This window comes from Sinomonas cellulolyticus (genome assembly GCF_014656475.1).
Classification (GTDB): domain Bacteria; phylum Actinomycetota; class Actinomycetes; order Actinomycetales; family Micrococcaceae; genus Sinomonas; species Sinomonas cellulolyticus.
Map to the genome: position 1 here is coordinate 145483 of NZ_BNCM01000002.1, position 19204 is coordinate 164686.

Annotated in this window: 11 protein-coding genes; 5 read left to right on the plus strand and 6 right to left on the minus strand. The window is 72.3% G+C overall.

All coding sequences use genetic code 11. The annotated features are described in order from the left end of the window. The first annotated feature begins 14 nt into the window (after positions 1-14). Entirely contained in the window at positions 15-5009 is a 4995-nt protein-coding gene (locus IE231_RS02850; protein WP_189692654.1) for an Lhr family helicase, read from the plus strand. Between the two features lie 14 nt (positions 5010-5023). Beyond that, positions 5024-5878: a DNA-formamidopyrimidine glycosylase family protein gene (locus tag IE231_RS02855; protein WP_189692442.1), complete on the plus strand. Its 855-nt coding sequence runs from the start codon at positions 5024-5026 to the stop codon at positions 5876-5878. A 123-nt stretch (positions 5879-6001) separates the two neighbouring features. On the opposite strand, the gene mgtA is transcribed toward IE231_RS02855, so the two are convergent. From mgtA to IE231_RS02870, 3 genes are read right to left on the minus strand one after another with little or no spacing between them, the layout of a single operon-like run. After that, on the minus strand, positions 6002-8722 hold the full coding sequence (mgtA, locus tag IE231_RS02860; protein ID WP_229866458.1) for a magnesium-translocating P-type ATPase: 2721 nt from the start codon (positions 8720-8722) through the stop codon (positions 6002-6004). Positions 8723-8772: 50 nt separating this feature from the next. Next, complete coding sequence (locus IE231_RS02865; protein ID WP_189692443.1) at positions 8773-9486, minus strand: SRPBCC family protein; 714 nt, start codon at positions 9484-9486, stop codon at positions 8773-8775. Further along, positions 9483-10091 carry an ArsR/SmtB family transcription factor gene (locus IE231_RS02870; protein WP_189692444.1) on the minus strand — a complete coding sequence of 203 codons (609 nt, stop codon included), beginning with the start codon at positions 10089-10091 and terminating at the stop codon, positions 9483-9485. Before IE231_RS02870 ends, IE231_RS02865 begins: the two co-directional genes overlap by 4 nt. 145 nt (positions 10092-10236) lie before the next feature. On the opposite strand from IE231_RS02870, the gene IE231_RS02875 reads away from it, so the two are divergent. Beyond that, the gene (locus IE231_RS02875; RefSeq protein WP_189692445.1) at positions 10237-10914 is read left to right on the plus strand and encodes a response regulator; all 678 of its coding nucleotides are present in this window, start codon (positions 10237-10239) and stop codon (positions 10912-10914) included. Positions 10915-10916: 2 nt separating this feature from the next. Here the strand turns inward: IE231_RS02875 and IE231_RS02880 are convergent, their stop codons facing one another. Beyond that, positions 10917-12614: a GAF domain-containing sensor histidine kinase gene (locus tag IE231_RS02880; RefSeq protein ID WP_229866459.1), complete on the minus strand. Its 1698-nt coding sequence runs from the start codon at positions 12612-12614 to the stop codon at positions 10917-10919. 193 nt (positions 12615-12807) lie between these two features. On the opposite strand from IE231_RS02880, the gene IE231_RS02885 reads away from it, so the two are divergent. Continuing rightward, positions 12808-13218: a four-helix bundle copper-binding protein gene (locus IE231_RS02885; RefSeq protein ID WP_189692447.1), complete on the plus strand. Its 411-nt coding sequence runs from the start codon at positions 12808-12810 to the stop codon at positions 13216-13218. 4 nt (positions 13219-13222) lie between these two features. Next, a complete protein-coding gene (gene ppsA / locus IE231_RS02890) occupies positions 13223-15628 on the plus strand; it encodes a phosphoenolpyruvate synthase (protein WP_189692448.1) in 2406 nt (801 codons plus the stop codon). A gap of 116 nt (positions 15629-15744) precedes the next feature. Here the strand turns inward: ppsA and IE231_RS02895 are convergent, their stop codons facing one another. Further along, positions 15745-16170: an Hsp20/alpha crystallin family protein gene (locus IE231_RS02895; RefSeq protein ID WP_189692449.1), complete on the minus strand. Its 426-nt coding sequence runs from the start codon at positions 16168-16170 to the stop codon at positions 15745-15747. 124 nt (positions 16171-16294) lie between these two features. Beyond that, the gene (gene ppc, locus IE231_RS02900; protein WP_189692656.1) at positions 16295-19195 is read right to left on the minus strand and encodes a phosphoenolpyruvate carboxylase; all 2901 of its coding nucleotides are present in this window, start codon (positions 19193-19195) and stop codon (positions 16295-16297) included. Positions 19196-19204: the final 9 nt, after the last annotated feature.

A 19204-nucleotide genomic window follows, 5' to 3' on the forward strand; every position in this document is an offset into this window, starting at 1 on the left:
TGCGGGCGGCCGTGATGGACCGCTTCGGCACTGCCACGCGCGAATGGTTCCTCGGCGCCTTCCGCGAGCCCACTCCTGCCCAGGCCGGAGCATGGGAGGCCATCTCCTCGGGGCGGCACGCTCTGGTCGTGGCTCCGACAGGTTCCGGCAAGACCCTCGCGGCGTTCCTCTGGTCGCTCGACCGCCTCCTTGCCCATGGCGGCGCTGCGTCCGCGCCCGCCGCAAGCGCGCACGGCGCGGCCGGATCCCCGCTACCCGGCCTCGAAGCCGCACGCGCTGCCGGCGGCACCACTCAAGGAGGGCCGGCGGCGCCAGGAGGGCGGCGCCGTCGTGCGCCCAAGAACCACACCAAGGTCCTCTATATCTCCCCCCTGAAGGCGCTCGGAGTGGACGTCGAGCGGAACCTGCGCGCGCCGCTCATCGGCATCTCCCAGACGGCACACCGCCTGGGCCTCCCCGCGCCCGAGGTGAGCGTGGGGGTGCGCAGCGGCGACACCTCGGCGTCGGACCGGCGGGCGCTCCTCTCCAACCCGCCGGACATCCTCATCACCACCCCCGAATCGCTCTACCTGATGCTCACCTCGCAGGCCAAGGAGACGCTCACCCAGGTCGAGACCGTCATCGTGGACGAGGTCCACGCCGTAGCGGGCACCAAGCGCGGCGCCCACCTGGCCGTCACGCTCGAGCGGCTCGACGCGATCCTGGCCACGCCCGCGCAGCGCATCGGGCTGTCCGCCACGGTCGAACCGAAGGAGCTCGTGGCACAGTTCCTTGCCGGCCAGGCGCCGTGCGAGATCGTGGCGCCGCCCGCCGCGAAGACCTGGGAGCTCACCGTCACCGTTCCCGTCGAGGACATGAGCGACCTGCAGGGTGCGGCCGCGGCGAATGACACGGGCCCGGCGTCCGGCCTGCAGCCGCAGGCGTCCATCTGGCCGCACGTCGAAGAGAGGATTGTGGACCTGATCCTCGCCAACCGGTCCACGATCGTCTTCTCCAACTCCCGGCGGCTCGCCGAACGGCTCACGGGCCGGCTGAACGAGATCTACGCCGAACGGATGCAGCCGAGCGTCTGGGACGAGCCGGCGTCCGAGGGCCAAGGCCCGGTGGACGACGGCCCGGTGGATGACGGCCCAGGCGACGCAGGTCCCGGCCTCACGACGGCGGCCCGTGCCGTGGGTGCCGCGGCGGCCACCCTGGCGAAGCGCACCCCTGCCGAGATGATGGCGCAGGCCGGCCAGTCCGCTGGAGCGGACCCGGTGCTGGCCCGGGCTCACCACGGCTCGGTGTCGAAGGAGCAGCGCGCCCAGATCGAGGACGACCTCAAGTCGGGCCGGCTGCGCTGCGTCGTTGCAACGAGCAGCCTCGAACTCGGCATCGACATGGGGCTCGTGGACCTCGTCATCCAAGTGGAGTCGCCGCCGTCGGTCGCCTCGGGGCTGCAGCGGGTGGGCCGTGCCGGCCACCAGGTCGGGGAGGTGTCCCAGGGAGTGCTGTTCCCGAAGCACCGCGCGGACCTCGTCCACACCGCGATCACTGTGGAGCGGATGCTTGCGGGGCAGATCGAGGCACTCCGGATTCCGGCGAACCCGCTCGACATCCTCGCGCAGCAGACCGTCGCCGCCACGGCGCTCGGACCGGTTGACGTCGAGGAGTGGTTCGACGTGGTGCGGCGTTCGGCACCCTTCGCGACCCTGCCGCGCTCCGCGTTCGACGCCACGCTCGACCTGCTCTCCGGCAAGTACCCATCGGACGAATTCGCCGAGCTGCGCCCGCGCATCGTCTGGGACCGCACCGAGGGGACCATCACGGGCAGGCCGGGCGCCCAGAGGCTCGCCGTGACCTCCGGCGGGACCATCCCCGACCGGGGGCTGTTCGGCGTGTACATCGTGGGCAGCGAGGCCGAGGGCTCCGCCCGCGAGGCGGCGCGCGGCGGCCGGCGCGTGGGCGAACTCGACGAGGAGATGGTCTACGAGTCCCGCGTCGGCGACGTGTTCGCGCTCGGTGCCACGAGCTGGAAGATCGAGGACATCACCCATGACCGGGTCCTCGTCTCCCCCGCCTTCGGCCAGCCCGGCAAACTGCCCTTCTGGAAGGGCGACGGCTTGGGCCGGCCGGTGGAGCTCGGACGTGCGCTCGGCGCCTTCCAGCGCGAGGTCTCGGGGGCAGACCGGGAGCGCGCGGCGGAGCGGGTCGAGGCCGCGGGGCTGGACGCCTTCGCGGCCGGGAACCTCCTGCAGTACCTGGACGAGCAGAAGCAGGCCACGTCCGTGGTTCCGAGCGACAGGACGCTCGTGGTCGAGCGGTTCCAGGACGAGCTCGGCGACTGGCGGGTCGTGCTGCACTCCCCGTTCGGAATGCCCGTCCACGCCCCGTGGGCGCTGGCCGTGGGCCGCCGGCTCAGCGAGCGCTACGGCCTGGACGGCTCGGCGATGGCCGCCGACGACGGCATCGTGCTGCGCGTGCCCATGATGGAGGACGAGCCGCCCGGCGCAGACCTGTTCGTGTTCGAGCCCGAGGAGCTCGACGGGATCGTGACCGAGGAGGTCGGCGGCTCCGCGCTGTTCGCCGCGCGGTTCCGCGAGTGCGCCGCCCGTGCACTCCTGCTCCCCCGGCCCAATCCCGGCAAGCGGCAGCCCCTCTGGCAGCAGCGCCAGCGCGCCTCCCAGCTGCTCGACGTCGCGAAGAAGTACCCGCAGTTCCCGATCATCCTCGAGGCGGTGCGCGAATGCCTCCAGGACGTCTACGACCTCCCCGGCCTGCGTGACATCGCCTCGGCCGTGCAGCGGCGCGAGCTGCGGCTCGTCGAGACCACCACCCAGCAGCCCTCCCCGTTCGCGCGGTCGCTCCTCTTCGGCTACGTGGCCCAGTTCCTCTACGAAGGCGACTCGCCGCTCGCAGAGCGCCGTGCCGCGGCCCTCTCCCTCGACTCGACCCTCCTCAACGAGCTCCTCGGCCGTGCGGAACTCAGCGAGCTCCTCGACGAGAAGGTCATCGAGCAGACCGAGCGCGAGCTGCAGCGGCTCGCAGAGGACCGGAAGCTCACGGGCCTCGAGGGAGCGGCCGACCTGCTGCGGCTGCTGGGGCCTCTAAGCCTCGACGAGGTTGGCGCTCGCCTCCAGGTCTCCGGGGATGAGGGGGCCGCCGCCCGCTTCGCGGACGCCCACCACGCCCGCGGCCCCCTCATCCCCTCCGACCTTCCGGGTCATCTCGCCGAAGTTCTTGGGTACCTCCAGGAGCTCCTGGCCGCTCGGCGGGCCCTCTTGGTGAATGTTGGGGGTGTGGAGCGGTATGCCGCTGTTGAAGATGCCTCACGGTTGAGGGATGCGCTGGGGGTTCCTCTGCCCATTGGGGTTCCTCTTGCGTTCATCGAGCCCGTCGGCGATCCGCTCGGGGACCTCGTGGGACGCTATGCGCGGACGCACGGGCCTTTTGCCGCAGGGGAGGCCGCGGCGCGGCTCGGGCTCGGCGTCGCCGTCGTGCACACCACGCTCAAGCGGCTCGCGGCCGACGGCCGTGTCATCGAGGGGTCGTTCCGCCCGCGGGCCGGCGACGCCGTTGCCTCCCGGGCGGAGGAGTGGTGTGACGCCGAGGTGCTGCGGAGGATCCGCCGCCGCTCGCTCGCGGCGCTGCGGGCCGACGTCGAGCCCGTGGAGCAGCCGGCGTTCACGCGGTTCCTGGCCGCGTGGCAGCACATCGGCCCCACCACGGCGGCAGGGCGGCGCGGAACCCTCAAGGGGCACGACGGCGTGCTCACGGTGGTCGACCAGCTCGCCGGAGTGCCCATCCCGGCCAGCGCGTGGGAGCCGCTCGTGCTGCGCTCGCGCGTGTCCGACTACGCGCCGCCACTCCTGGACGAGCTCATGTCCAGCGGCGAGATCCTCTGGACGGGCGCCGGGTCGATCCCCGGCAACGACGGCTGGATCAGCCTCCATGTGGCCGACTCGGCTCCACTGACACTGGCACCCGACCCCGAGTTCGCGCCCGACGACGCGCAGCAGCGCATCCTCGACTTCCTTGCGGGCGGCGGCGGGTACTTCTTCCGGCAGCTCTCGGAGGCTGGCGGCGGCATGGACTCGGTCCTCTCCGACGACGCCGCGCTCACCGCGCTCTGGGGCCTCGTGTGGGCCGGGCGCATCACGGGGGACACCTTCGCACCCGTGCGTGCCATGCTCGACGCCGGCCACACCGCCCACCGGCAGCCCTCCCGCACGCCCCGCGTCCGCTCCTACGGCTATGGGCGGCCGATCCGATCGGGGCGCCTCGGCGCCCTCGGTGCGCGCAGCCTCGATCCGCCCGCCGCACCCGTTCCCCCGATGGCCGCAGGACGATGGTCGGCGGTGCGCGGCGCAGAGCTGGACACGACCGTGAAGATGCATGCCCTCGCACAGCTGCTCATGGACCGGTACGGGGTCCTGACGCGCGGCTCGGTCATGAGTGAGAACGTGCCGGGCGGGTTCGGCCTGCTCTACAAGGTGCTCGCGCGTCTGGAGGAGTCCGGGACGTGCCGCCGCGGGTACTTCGTGGACCGCCTCGGAGCGGCCCAGTTCGCCGTCCCCGCAACGGTGGACCGGCTGCGGACGTTCTCCCGCGACGATCCAGCGGGCGCGCACCCCGCCGACGCCGCCGCGAACCCTCCCCGGGACGCCCTCGCCCTCGCGGCGACCGACCCCGCCAACCCCTATGGCGCCGCGCTCGCGTGGCCGGACGTGCCCGGCGCGGCCACGGGTCACCGGCCGGGACGCAAGGCGGGCGCCCTCGTCGTCACGGTCGACGGCGCGCTCGCCCTCTATGTGGAACGCGGCGGCAAGACGCTGCTCGCCTTCACCGACGACGAGGACGTACTGGCCCCGGCCGCGGCGGCACTGGTCGGGGTGGTGCGGGCTGGAGCGGTGGACAGGCTCGCGATGGAGAAGGTCAACGGGCACGACCTCCTCGACACGCCCCTCGCCCGTGCGCTGACGGGTGCCGGCGCGTACTCGACCCCCCGCGGCGTGAGGATCAGGTCGTGAGGCGGTGAGGGTGCGTGCCTGAGGGCGACAACGTCTACCAGGCAGCGCGCAGGATGCAGGCGGCCCTCGGAGGCAAGCGGCTCGCCGCGAGCGACTTCCGCGTGCCGGCCTTCGCGACCCTGGACCTCGCCGGGTGGACCGTGCTCGAGGTCGTCTCCCGCGGCAAGCACCTTCTGCACCGCCTCGCCCCACCGGCGCCCGACGGCGGCCCCTCCCCCAGTCCAGAAGGCCGGCTGAGCATCCACTCCCACCTCTCCATGGAGGGCTCGTGGCAGGTTTACGGCGCTGGAGAGCGGTGGCGGAAGCCGGCCCACACGGCGCGTGCGGCGCTCAGGGCGGAGGACGGCACGAGCGCGGTCGGCTTCTCGCTCGGCGTGCTCGAGGTGATCCCCACCGCCGAGGAGGGCAGCGTCGTCGGCCATCTGGGACCGGACCTGCTCGGACCCGACTGGGACGCGGCCCGTGCCGAGGCGAACCTGCGCGCGGAGCCGGAGCGCGCCGTCGGCCTTGCGCTCCTCGACCAGCGCAACCTTGCCGGGATCGGCAACATCTACCGCTGCGAGGTGTGCTTCCTCGGGCGCGTCCACCCCGCCACTCCCGTGGGCCGTGTGCCGGACCTTCCGGGCATCGTCGCCATGGCCAAGCGCCTGCTCGAGGCGAACAAGGCGCGCCCGCGCAACACGGTGGGCGGGTTCGGGCCGCGCAACTCGACCTGGGTCTACGGGCGCGCCGGCCAGCCCTGCCTGCGCTGCCGCACGCGCATCGAGCACGCCACCCTCGCGGAGCCCACCCCGGGCACGGGGCCGCTCCTCGGGGAGACCCGGGAGCGGGACATCTGGTTCTGCCCGAGCTGCCAGCCCCTCCTCTGACCGGCACCCCCGGAAATGGTGGGTTGAGCAGGGTGCGGGCCGCCCGGACCCTGCAGAACCCAGCATTTGCCGGGACGGGGGCAGGGGCGGCGGGGCAGGGCGGCCCGGCGGACAGAGTGCGGGTCAGCGGCGCCCGGCGGCCACGCCGTGCCCTGGCGGCCGGCGGAACCGAGGCTTGCCCGTGTGCACGAGGAACGGCACGGCACGCCGGTGCACCCGGGCGCGCCCGTGGTGCAGCACGGAAAGCCGCGCCGCACGCCGGGCCTCCGCGCGGGCCGGCGCCTCGCGGGCCGCGCGCGCGTCCTCGGCGCGGTAGTAGAAGTGCTTGGCGGTCTCCACGAGGACGAGGTACAGCAGGACCATCCCGACGAGGGCGAGGAAGAAGTCCGCCGGGAGCGGCCAGAACCCGATGAGCGCCCCGATCGGTGTGTACGGCAGCACCGCGCCGATCGCCACGACGGCCAGCACGCTCAGGGTCAGCGCCGCGGAGGCGCGGGATCGGAGGAAGGGGATCCGGCGCGTGCGGATCACGAACACGATGAGCGTTTGCGTCGCGAGCGACTCGACGAACCAGCCGGCGCGGAACTCCTCTGGCGCGGCCTGGAAGACCCAGAGCATGAGCCCGAACGTCGCGAAGTCGAAGAGCGAGGAGATCGGCCCGAAGGCGATCATGAACCGGCGGATTCCTGCGATGTCCCAGTGCGCGGGCTTGCGGAGCTGCTCGCGGTCCACCTTGTCGGTCGGGATGGCGAGCTGGCTCGAGTCGTAGAGCAGGTTGTTCAGCAGGATCTGCCCGGGGAGCATCGGCAGGAACGTCAGGAACGCGCTCGCGGCCGCGGCGGAGAACATGTTGCCGAAGTTGCTGCTCGTGCCCATGAGCAGGTACTTGATGGTGTTCGCGAAGATCCGCCGGCCGCCCATGACGCCGTCCGCGAGGACCCCGAGGTCCTTCTCGAGGAGCACGACGTCGGCCGCGTCCTTCGCGACGTCGGTCGCCGAGTCGACGGAGATCCCGACGTCGGCGCGGTTGAGCGCGAGTGCGTCGTTGACCCCGTCGCCGAGGAACCCCACCGAGTGCGAGCGGCGCAGGATGCCGACGATCTGGGCCTTCTGCTCGGGGGAGACGCGCGCGAATACCCTCGCACCGGGCACGGCCGCGGCCAGTGCGGCCTCGTCCATCGCCTCGATCTCGGTTCCGGTCAGGACCGCCCCCGGGCGCATCTTCAGCACGGAGACCACGTGCTCCGCCACGAGGGCGTTGTCCCCCGTGGCGATCCTGACGTCCACGCCGAGGCCGTCCAGGCGCGCGAGGGATGCCCTCGCGTCGGCCTTCGGCCTGTCGATGAAGCTCAGGTACCCGGCGAGGGCGAGCGGGCCCGCGGCGTCGTGCGCGCCGGGGAGCTGGTGCGAGCTGGCGACGGCGACCACGCGGGCGCCTCGCCGGAACAGCGCGTCGAGGGCGGCGCGGTCCGCCTCCGTCACCCCGGTGCACGCGTCCAGCACCGCCTCGGGAGCGCCCTTGAGGATGCGCACGGGGCCTCCCCCGGCGGGTCCCGCGGCCACGACGGTCTCCATGGTGCGGGTCTCGTGGTCGAACGGGCGCAGCGAGATGCGGGTCCGCCCCGCGAGCGTGGCCGGAAGGTGAGGGAACGCCTCCCAGAGGGCGGCGTCGACCGGGTTCTGCCCCTCGCCGGAGGCACCGGGCGCGCACGGGTCGACCTCGCAGCAGAGCATCGCGAGCTCGGTGAGCTGCTGCGAGTCAGCCGCGGCACTCGGCACGGCCTCCTCGAACCCGATCCGCCCCTCAGTGAGCGTGCCGGTCTTGTCCGTGACGAGGACATCGAGGTTGCCGAGGTCCTCGATCGCAAGGAGCCGCTTGACGAGCACGCCCCGCTTGGCGAGGAGGCGCGATCCCGCGGCGAGGGAGGTGCTCACGACGGCGGGCAGCAGCTGTGGCGTGATGCCCACCGCGATGGCGAGGGAGAACAGCACCGAGTCGAGGAAGGGCCGCTGCAGGAGCAGGTTGATGATGAGGATCCCGGCGGTGAGGAACACCCCGACCCACAGCAGCATGAGCGAGAACTCCTTGAGCCCGCGCTGGAACGTCGTCTCGGGCAGGCCCTGTGCGAGGCCGGCGGCGATGCGGCCGAACTCGGTGTCGGGACCGGTGGCCGTGACGACCGCACGGGCCGACCCGGCGTGGACCACGGTGCCCATGAGGATGGTGCCTGTCAGTTCGGCGAGCGCCGGGGCGGCCCCGTTCGGCCCCGGGGCGACAGGGGCGGCGGACTTCTCGACGGCCGCGGACTCGCCGGTCAGGACGCCCTCGTCGGTCTCGAGACCCACGGACTCGAGCACGCGCGCGTCGGCAGGGATGATGGCGCCCAGGCCCACCCGGATGATGTCCCCTGGCACGAGCTCGCGGACGGGCACCTGGCGCTCAGCGCCGCCGCGCACCACCACGACGGTGTGCGAGATCCGCTCGTGGAGGTCCGCCGCGGTCTTCTCGGCGCGGAACTCGTTCACGAATCCCAGCAGGGCACTGCCGAGGAGGATCACGACGATGATGGTGGCGTTGAGCTGGTCCCCGGTGGCGAAGGACATGGCCGCGGCGGCCACCAGGAGGCCCTGCAGGGGGCTCGCGAACTGGCGCACGAGCACGTGGAACCAGCTCACGCGGCGTGCTTCGAGGACGTTGGCGCCCTGCGCGAGGCGTCGGGATGCCTCGGCCTCGTCGAGGCCCTGGCTGGAGGTGCCGAGGGCGGCAAGGACTGCCTCACCGGGCATGGACGCGGCCGTCACGGCCGGAAGCTGGGCCCGCTCGGGTACCGTCTCGACGCTCACGGGGTCATGCTACGCGCCGAGGATGGCCGTTCCGCGCGCGGGCCTCGCGGCTACGCGTACAGCGCTGCGAGGTGCTCGCCCCACGCGGCGGCGAGCTCGGCCGACCGTGCCGCGCGGGCGGCGTCGTCCGCGAGGGCGAGCGAGAAGTCATGGAGGGTCAGGCCCACCCGGTCGCCGAAGAGGTTGCGGCCGAACACGCGGACGAGGGCGGCCTCGGACCGCAGCCCCAGGAAGTACGGGGTGGAGTAGTCCACGGTCGCCTCGACGAGGCCGAGGCCGGGCAGGCTGAGGTCGCGCTTCTCGCCGGCGATCACGCCCGTGAGCCCGAAGGCCGCGAGGAACCTCTCGAACGCGTCCGGCGCCGCGGCGCCCTCGGGGCCCCGGACGTCGGCGAAGGCCACCGGGCGGCCGTCGAAGTGCTTGAGGTACTCCCCGAGGGTGTGGAGGTAGAAGAGCGTGTGCTTCGCGGCGCCGCCGTACTGCTGCTCCCAGTTGTCCGTCATGACCCCTGAGTGGACGTAGTGCAGGTGGGTGCCGTCCGGGCCCGGGGTCAGGACGTGCTCAAGCTGGTTGAACCAGCCGTCGGCTCCCTCCATGCGGGTGACGAGATGGGTGGGGAACTCGTTGACGGTCGTCACGGCGGGCCACTGGTCGGTCGGGAACATCCAGGCGGCGGTGTCCTCGGTGACGGCCTTCCAGATCCGGTCCGGCGCCGCCTGGAGCACGACGTCCTGGACGATCTCGAAGGGATGGTTCTCTGTCATGGCTGCACTTCCTTGGGATTCGGGTCTTCCTTGAGGGCCGGGTGGAGGGCGACGACGAGGCGGTGCTTCCGCCCGCCCGCCGCCCCCGGGTCGTGGTACTTGGCGGCGAGCCGGGCCACCTCGGCGCCGAGCTCGGAGGCGAACGCGGCCCGGGACGCCGCGGATGCGAAGGTGACCTCGCCGTCCACGGCGAAGGTGGCGAGCTGCTGCCGGGCGGCGACCGCCCCGGAGAGCAGGCGCCCCACGTCGCGCAGCAAGCGCGCAGCAAGGGCCACGAGCCAGTAGGCGCTGAAGCGGTCGCGCAGGTGCTCCGGGTCCGGCTGGACGAGCGAGATCACCGACGGGGAGATCACGTACGAGGAGGCGGTGGCCTGGAGGACCCGTTCCATGACGTTGCCCTTGCGGCGCTCCTCGACGAGTTCCACGAGTCCGTGCTCCTCGAGCGCGTGGAGGTGGTAGTTCACCTTCTGCCGCGGCAGCCCCACCTTCGCGGCGAGTCCCGCGGCGGACGACGGCGCGGCCAGCTCGCGCAGGAGCCTCGCCCTGAGGGGGTCGAGACTCGCCGCGGCCGCCGCGGCGTCCTCGATCACGACAACCTCTTGCATGTCTCCAGAGTGCTACCGACAAGAAAAGTTGTCAAGGAAATCAGAGGTATCGGTTCTCGCCCCTGCCGTAAGTCCCTAGCCCGGGCCACTCCCGCGGGACAAGAATGGTGCTGGTCACGGCAGACCGCCAGAGAAGAGGACCATCGTGGAGAGAACAGCAGACGCGCAGGCCAGCGGAGCGCACCCCCTGCGGGTCTTCATCCTCGATGACCACGAGCTTGTGCGCCGCGGCCTGAAGGAACTCCTCGAGGACGAGGGCTTCGAGGTCGTGGGAACCTCGGGAACGGCAGCGGAGGCGACCCGCCGGATACCGGCGCTCAAGCCGGACGTCTCGGTCCTGGACGTGCGCCTGCCGGACGGTACGGGCATCGAGGTGTGCCGCGACGTCCACGCCGTGGACCCGAGCCTTCCGTGCGTCATGCTCACGAGCTACGACGACGAGGACTCGCTCCGGGGAGCGATCGTCGCCGGCGCCAACGGCTACGTCCTGAAGGAGATCCGCGGCACCGAGCTCGTCACGGCCCTGCGCCGCGCGGCCGCCGGGGAGTCCCTGTTCGACCCGGCACTCAAGGCGAAGGTCATCGCCGGGCTAGCCCCGCACCACGAGGCGACCGACCCCCGGCTCGAGCTGCTCAGCCCCCAGGAGCGCCGCGTGCTGGGCCTGATCGGCGAGGGCATGACCAACCGGGAGATCGGCGAGCACCTGTTCCTCGCGGAGAAGACCGTCAAGAACTACGTCTCGTCCCTGCTCGCCAAGCTCGGCTATGAGCGCCGCACCCAAGCCGCGCTGTTCATCGCCCGCGCCACGGACAACGGGCACTGACCTCAGCCGGCGTTGAGGGGCACGGCCCACCGCACGCGCGTCCCGGCGCCGTCCTCGGCGGGACCGACCTCGAATGAGCCCCCGAGGGCGACGGCCCGGTCCTGGACGTTCTTCAGCCCGCTGCGGCGGGTGCTCTCGCCGAGGCCCTGGCCGTCGTCGGCCACCACGATCTCGAACTCGCCGTCAGCCACACGCGCGGTGACCCACAGCGAGTCGGCCTGCGCATGACGGGCCACGTTGGAGACACCCTCCGTGAGGACCGCGAGCGCCTGGTCCGCGAGGGCAACGGGCACCGCCGTGTCGAGGGGCCCGAAGAGTTCGACGCGGGGCGTGGTGGGAAGCTCCTCCGTGCCCTCCTGGACCACGCGGACGAGCCGCGCGCTCAGGCTGTCCCCGCTCTTGGCCTCATTGAGGGAGTAGATCGTGGTGCGGAGGGCGGCAATCGTCTCGTCGAGCTCCTCGGTGATCGAATCGATCTTGCCGGCGGCCCTCTCGCCATCCGGGCCCTGCACCGCGAAGCGGCGGAGGCCCTGGAGGCTCAGGCCGGCGGCGAAGAGGCGCTGGATGACCACGTCGTGCAGGTCCCGCGCGATCCTGTCGCGGTCGGTGAAGACCATGAGCTCCTCGCGCTGGCGGTGCTGCCGGGCGACCTGCAGGGCGAGCGAGGTGTAGGCGCAGAACACGGGCGCCATCTCGACGTCCACGGAGGCGTATTCCTCGCCTCCCGCCAGCCGGCCGAAGACCACCGTGCCGCGGTCCTGCCCGGGCTGGCCGCACGGGACCACGAGGACGGGGCCCAGAGGAGTGCCGGGGCCGAACACCTCAGGCCCCGTCAGGACCAGCGTCTCCCCCACGATCGAGACCTTCCCGGCCACGGCGAGGGCTCCCGCGCGCGCGACCTCGCCGAAGGAGTCCGCGGCGCCCCCGGCGACAGCGCGCCATTCGTGGCCCCGGCCGCCCGCCCGCGGCCGCGCGATGGCCACGAAGGCAGACCTGGAGAGGGCCAGCGCCGCCTCGGCGATGCAGGCACTTCCGGTGGAGAGGTCCTCGAGGGCGAGGAGCTTCCCCGCAACCTCCATGCCGGCCATGCGCCACTCCTGCCGACGGGCCGTATCGGCGAAGAGGCGGGCATTCTGGATGGCCACGCCGGCCGCAGCGGCGAGCGCCACGGCAAGTTCCTCATCCTCGGCCGTGAAGTCCGCACCGCCCGCCTTCTCCGTCAGGTAGAGGTTGCCGAACACGGCATCGCGCACCCTGATGGGCACCCCGAGGAAGGTCCTCATCGGCGGGTGTCCGGCGGGGAAGCCATACGAGTCCGGGTGCGCGCTGAGGTCATGGAGGCGGATCGGATGCGGTTCGTCGATGAGCAGGCCGAGCACGCCGTGCCCAGTGGGATAGGGGCCAATCCTGTGCACGGTCTCCTCATCCATCCCCACCGTGAGGAAATGGCTCAGGTCGGTTCCCCGCGGACCCAGGACCCCCAGGGCCGCATACTGCGACCCGACGAGGTCGCGGGCCGCGGTCACCACTCGCTCGAGGACCGCCTCGAGGGTCAGCTCCTCCGCGATGGAGACGATCGCCGCGACGAGTCCCCGCGTCCGCTCCTGGGCCTCGAGCAGCTCGTGCGCACGCGAGACGAACTGCCGCAGCACCTCCTCGGCCCTGCCCGCCTCGGCTGGCCCCATGCTTCCAGACGCCATCAGCCCATGTCCCATCCAGCAGCCACCGCCCCTTCTGCCGTTCCCCAGTATGCCCGCAGGATCCGGACCCTGCATACCCCCGGGCGCATGCGCGTGGGACCAAAGACCCTCCCGCCGCCCCCGGTGGGGGACGACGATGAGGGGAGGATCGGCGTCGACCGCCTCCGACGCCGCCAGAGCAGCAGGAGCGCACATGTCCCACGCCCGCCAGGCCCTCGTTGTCCATCCCGCCGCCCCCGATATGGAGGAGGCAGAGCGCACTGCGCTGAGCGAGTGCATCGACGCCGCGCTCCGATGTGCCCAGGCCTGCACTACCGGCGCGGACAGCTGCCTCGAAGAGCCGGGGGTCGCGCACCTGCGGCACCTCATCCGCGCCCAGCAGAACTGCGCGGCGATGTCCTCGGCGACCGCGCAGATCCTCTCGCGCTTCGGCTCCGACTTCGGCCCCACCCCAGCCTCGGTGCTCCACGCGCTCGATGACCTGAGCGCGTTCTGCGAGGACGTGTGCCGCGTGTACGCGGGGGCCTATCCGCACTGCCGCGTCACCGCCGACGCCTGCCGGAGCCTCCAGACCGCCGTCGCCGCGCTGCTGGCCGCGCGCTGAGCCGATGAGCGCCCCCGCCCGGACCGGAACGGCACTGGTCCTGCCCTTCGACGCCGTCGGGATCGCCGACGTGCCCAGCGTAGGCGGCAAGAACGCCTCCCTCGGCGAGCTGACCCAGCACCTCCGCGCCGCGGGGGTCGCCGTGCCCGAGGGCTTCGCGACCACCGCGGACGCCTACCGCCTCTACCTGGGCGCCAACGGCATCCGCGATTCCCTCGCCCCCCTGCTGGACGCGTTCCGAGACGGCCGCGCGAGCCTGAAGGACACGGGGGCCGCCGCGCGCTCCCTGCTGCTCTCCGGAACCTTCCCCGAAGCGCTCACGACGGCGATCACCTCCGCCTACAGCGACCTCGCCGCCCGCGTGGGCCGGGAGCAGCCGGCCGTCGCCGTGCGCAGCAGCGCGACCGCAGAGGACCTTCCCGAGGCCAGCTTCGCGGGGCAGCAGGAGACCTTCCTCAACGTCTCGGGCGAGGAGGCCCTCCTGGACGCGTGCCGGCGCTGCTTCGCCTCGCTGTTCACGGACCGCGCCATCACCTACCGCGAGCTGCGCGGAATCGACCACCTCGACGTCGCGCTCTCCATCGGCGTGCAGCGCATGGTGCGCTCCGACCTGGCGGGCTCCGGGGTGATGTTCTCCCTCGACACGGAGTCCGGCTTCCCGCGCGTCGTGTCGATCAGCGCCGCATGGGGCCTGGGCGAGACCGTGGTGCAGGGGACGGTCAACCCCGACCACTACGAGGTGTTCTCGCCGCTCCTGGAGGACCATGCCCTCACGCCAGTGATCGGGCGCACGGCGGGCGCCAAGGAGCACAAGCTCGTGTTCGCGCCCGCCGGCTCCGGCACCGTGCTGCTCGAGACGTCGCCCTCCGAGCGGGAAGCGCTCGTGCTCAGCGACGAGGAGATCCTCACGCTCGCCCGCTGGGCCGTGGCCGTGGCCGAGCACTACGGCCGGCCCATGGACATGGAGTGGGCCAAGGATGGGTCCACGGGCGAGCTGTTCATGGTCCAGGCCCGCCCGGAGACGGTCCAGGCGCAGCGGAGCGCCTCCTCCTTCCGGGTCCACCGGCTCACCGGGACGGGCCCCGTCCTGGCCCGGGGCGCCGCGATCGGGGACGCCGTGGCCTCCGGGGAGGCGTGCGTCATCGCCGACACCTCGGACATCGGGCGGTTCCGTGACGGTGCCGTGCTCGTGACCACGATGACGGACCCGGACTGGGTGCCGATCATGAAGCGCGCCTCTGGGATTGTGACGGACCACGGCGGCCCCACAAGCCATGCCGCGATCGTGAGCCGCGAGCTCGGCGTTCCCGCCGTGGTGGGCACCGTGCAGGGCACGACGGCGATCGCGGACGGCGCCCCCATCACCGTCTCCTGCGCGCAGGGCGCCGAGGGCCTCGTCCTGGGCGGCCTCGTCCCCTACGAGGTGGAAGAAGCCGACATCGGGTCCCTGCCCGCCACGCGCACCCACGTCATGGTGAACCTCGCCGACCCCTCAGCGGCGTTCCGGTGGTGGCGCCTGCCCACGGCCGGCGTGGGCCTGGCACGGATGGAGTTCATCATCTCCACCCTGATCCGGATCCACCCGATGGCGCTCGTGCACCCGGAACGGGTCGAGGACGCCGAGGACCGCGCGGAGATCGGCCGTCTCACCCGCGGCTATGCGGACCCGACCGAGTACTTCGTGGACCGTCTGGCCAGGGGCATTGCCAAGATCGCCGCGCCGTTCCACCCGGGACCGGCCATCGTCCGCCTGAGCGACTTCAAGACCAACGAGTATGCGGGCCTGCTCGGCGGCGCGGCGTTCGAGGACGCCGAGGAGAACCCCATGCTCGGCTTCCGCGGCGCGTCCCGGTACTACGACGAGCGCTACCGGGAGGGCTTCGCGCTCGAGTGCCGGGCGCTGAAAAAGGCACGCGAGGAGCTCGGGTTCGCCAACGTCGTCGTGATGGTGCCGTTCTGCCGCACCCCGGACGAGGCGGACGCCGTCCTCGCGGCGATGGCCGAGCACGGCCTTGCCCGCGGCGAGAACGGCCTCAAGGTGTACATGATGTGCGAGATCCCCTCGAACGTGATCCGCGCGGAGGAGTTCGCGGCCCGGTTCGACGGGTTCTCCATCGGCTCCAACGACCTCACCCAGCTCGTGCTCGGGGTGGACCGCGACTCGGCCCTGCTCTCCGCCCGCTTCGACGAGCGCGACCCGGCCGTGACGGCCATGATCGCCGAGGCCATCCGCAAGGCGCACGAGGCCGGCATCCCGATCGGCATCTGCGGCCAGGGTCCGAGCAACCACCCGGACTTCGCCCAGTTCCTCGTGGGCGAGGGCATCGACTCGATCTCCCTGAATCCGGACAGCGTGCTGCGCACCATCCCGGTCATCGCGGCGGCGGAGGAGCGCCGGCCCCCCACCTGAGACCCGGGGTCACGTCCCCGCCACCCGGGGTCACGTCCCTGCTCTGGGACGCGCACGACGGCGGCGACTCGCCCACGCGGGCGCGCCGCCGCCGTCGCACGTCCTGCCAGGCGGCCTCAGCCGCGGGTGACGTTGATCTTGGACTTCGGGGGGGTGGGCGGCGTCTGCGGGACGGGCACTCGGACCTCCAGCACTCCGTCCTTGTAGGTGGCCGTGACGGACTCCGCCGTGGCACCCTCGGGGAGCGGAAGCGTGCGCGAGAACGATCCGTACCTGAACTCGCTGCGGTAGGAGTCCTTCTCCTTCTGCTCCGTCTTCTCCTCCCGGTAGCCCGAGATGTGGAGGCTGCCGTCCGTGATGCTCACGTCGACGTCCTTCTCGGGATCGATGCCCGGCAGCTCGGCACGGACAACCAGTGAATCGCCGTCCCGGACCTCCTCGACCTTGATGGCCGCGCTCGAGGTCGAATCCCCCTCGAAGAACTTCTCCAGCAGCTCGAACGGCCGACGCCGCGGGTCCAGCCAGTGGGCAAGCTCGGACATGACTGATCACCTTTCTTCACCGTACGGGCACCGCTTCCTCGGTCCCTCACGTTCCAGCGTGCCCCGGAGAGGGAGGCATGGGAAGAGCCGGAGGTCCTATCTGGCAGGGTCCGTCAAGGAAGAATCAGCCGGTGTTGCGGAGTCCGGCCGCGATCCCGTTGATCGTCACGAGGAGGGCCCTCTTGAGCTGCTCCCCGACCTCCCCGACCTCCCCGACCTCCCCGCTCGCAGCACCACCGCCGGCCCCAGTCTCACCGCCACCCCCGGAGCGGAGGCGTCGGAGCAGCTCCACCTGGAGGTAGCTGATGGGGTCGAGGTACTGGTCCCGGATCTCCAGGGTCCGCTTGAGGGTGGGAGCGGTGTCGAGGAGCTCGTCCTCGCCGGAGAGGCGCCGCACCTCGGCGACCGTGAGCTCGTACTCGGCGCGGATCGAGGCGAAGATGCCGTGCAGCCCGGGAGGGACGAGGGTCGAGACGTAGTGGGAGGCGATCTCGAGGTCCGTCTTGGCCAGCGTCATCTCCACATTGGAGATCACCGAGGCGAAGATGGGCCACTTCCGGAACATCTCCCGCAGCTCACGGTCCCGACCTGCCTCGCGGGCGGCACGCAGCCCCGAGCCGACCCCGAACCACCCGGGGACGATCTGCCGCGACTGGGTCCAGCCGAACACCCACGTGATGGCCCGCATCCCCTCGAAGCCCGGGATGCCGTCCGGCGCCACGTCCGTGGCCGGCCGGCGTGCGGGACGCGAGCCGATGTTGAGCTGGCCGATGAGCTCCACGGGAGTGGAGGCGGCGAAGTAGGCGGGCAGGTGCGGATCGTCGATGAGGCCGCGGTACCGCGCGTAGGCGGCGTCGGAGACGAGGTCCATGAGGGCGCTGAACCGCTCACGGTCCGCGAGCGCCGTGTGCGGGTCCCGGTGGAGGGCGGTCGCCCGCATCACGGCCGCGAGGGAGAGCTCGAGGTTCTCCCTCGCGAGCCCGGGCAGCGAATACTTGTCGCTGATGACCTCGCCCTGCTCGGTGAACTTGATCTCGCCCTCGAGGACACCGTTGGGCTGGGCCATGATGGCCTCGTGGGTCGGGCCGCCGCCGCGGCCCACGGAGCCGCCGCGGCCGTGGAACAGCCGGAGCCGGACCCCGTGCCGCGCCGCGACGTCGCGCAGGGTGCGCTGGGCCTTGTGGATCTCCCACTGGGACGTGAACACCCCGGACTCCATGTTCGAGTCCGAGTACCCGAGCATGACCTCCTGGATGTCGCCGCGCAGCCGCACGAGCTCCCGATACGCGGGATCGTCCAGGAGGCGGTCCACAATCTCCGCGGCGCGGCGCAGCTCCTCGAGCGTCTCCAGAAGCGGTGCGAAACCGATGTGCGCGTAGGGCTCGTCCCCGTGCAGCCGGACGAGCCCGGCCTCGCGGGCCAGGAGCGCGGCGGCGAGGACGTCGTCCGGGCCCCGGGTGACGGAGACGATGTACGTCTCGATGACATCGGGCCCCAGGAGCCGCCGTGACTGCCGGATCACCCGCATCGTCTCGTACACGCGGCCCGCATGCCCGGGCAGCACCACGGGATGGCCGGTGAGCGGGCGGCGCGAGGCCAGCTCGCGGCTCAGGACGCGCCGCCGCTCCTCGCGGGGAAGGTCTGCGTAGGGTCCCGGCAGCTCCCCCAGCGGATCGAGCAGGAGCCCCACGGCCTCGTGGTGGTAGTCGGCCTGCTCGCGGATATCCAGGGTTGCGAGGTGCAGACCGCACGAGGCGAGGATCCTTCGGGCGGTGCCCAGCGCGCCGTCGGCCGCGAGCGGGGAGTGGACCCGCAGCGAGCGCTCCATGACGTCGAAGTCCGCGGCGAGCTGGGCCGCGTTGACGTAGTCGCGGCCGGGCTCGTGCGGTGCGCCCGCAGCCACCCGGCGGGAGGTGTTGAGCAGCTTGGCCTTGATGCACGTGAGCTTGAGCCGGTACGGCTCGTGGGCGTTGAGCTCCATGACGCGCGGGTCCAGCGCAGGCAGCTTCGCGAGGTCGGCACGGATCGACTCCTCGAGCTCGGGCAGCACCGACGTGAGGTCCGTCGAGTTCGAGAGCGTGCTGATGAGCTCGTCCACGATCCCGACGGCGATCCGCACCGCCGTCTGGTTCTGCAGCCCCAGGATCTCCCGGGTGACCTCCGCGGTCACGTTGGGGTTGCCGTCGCGGTCGCCGCCGATCCACGAGCCGAACCGCAGCGGCGAGCGCCCGGCCGGCAGGGCGACGCCGTGCTCCGCGAGCAGGCCCGCGAGCTCGTCGAGGACGTCCGGCAGGGGCCCGGCGAGGATCGTGCTGAGGTAGTAGACGGCGTTGCGGGCCTCGTCGAGCGGGGCGGGGGCCACGAGCCGCACCTCGTCGGTCTGCCACATCTGGTCGATGATCTCGGCAAGGCGCCGGTCCTGCCGGCGCCGCAGCACCGTTCCCTCCCGGGACGGCACCTCGAGGATCCGGTCGATCGCGCGCAGCTTGTCGAGGACGGACCGGCGGGTCGCCTCGGTCGGGTGGGCTGTGAAGACGGGCCGGACGTCGAGGGAATCGGCGACGTGCTGCAGCGTCTCCGTCCCGGCCTGCGCGGCGATGTCGCGGACCGCGGAGGCCAGCCACCCGACGTCGTCCACGGCGGCGGCGAGCTCGCGCACCCGGTGGAGCTGCTCGGCCGCGTTCGCCAGGTGGAAGTAGAACGCGAAGGCCCGCACGAGCTCCGTGGCCTCCGTGAGCGGCAGGGAGGCGAGGAGCTCGCGGACCTGTTCGGCGACGTCGGCCGCGTTCCACGGCCCGAGCGCCCCCGCGCCGCCGCGCGCGGCCTCCTTGGACTCCTTGGTCAGCAGGCGCACCTCCTCGACGAGGCGCAGCAGCTTGGGCCCCCGCTGGCGCACGAGCGACTCGCCGAGCAGCGTCGAGAGGCGGCGCACGTCGGCCCTCAGCTCCGCCGCGGGACCGGCGGCCGCCGTCCCGGCGGCCGCGCCGGCAGCGCCCTGGGCGGCATCCGGCGCAGTTCCGGGCATCGGGTCGGC

Coding starts and splice junctions, on each gene's coding strand:
- IE231_RS02850 (WP_189692654.1), top strand. CDS start 15: ATGGACCGCTTCGGCACTGCCACGCGCGAATGGTTCCTCGGCGCCTTC.
- IE231_RS02865 (WP_189692443.1), bottom strand. CDS start 9,486: ATGACAGAGAACCATCCCTTCGAGATCGTCCAGGACGTCGTGCTCCAG.
- IE231_RS02870 (WP_189692444.1), bottom strand. CDS start 10,091: ATGCAAGAGGTTGTCGTGATCGAGGACGCCGCGGCGGCCGCGGCGAGT.
- IE231_RS02880 (WP_229866459.1), bottom strand. CDS start 12,614: ATGGCGTCTGGAAGCATGGGGCCAGCCGAGGCGGGCAGGGCCGAGGAG.
- IE231_RS02885 (WP_189692447.1), top strand. CDS start 12,808: ATGTCCCACGCCCGCCAGGCCCTCGTTGTCCATCCCGCCGCCCCCGAT.
- ppsA (WP_189692448.1), top strand. CDS start 13,223: ATGAGCGCCCCCGCCCGGACCGGAACGGCACTGGTCCTGCCCTTCGAC.
- IE231_RS02895 (WP_189692449.1), bottom strand. CDS start 16,170: ATGTCCGAGCTTGCCCACTGGCTGGACCCGCGGCGTCGGCCGTTCGAG.
- ppc (WP_189692656.1), bottom strand. CDS start 19,195: ATGCCCGGAACTGCGCCGGATGCCGCCCAGGGCGCTGCCGGCGCGGCC.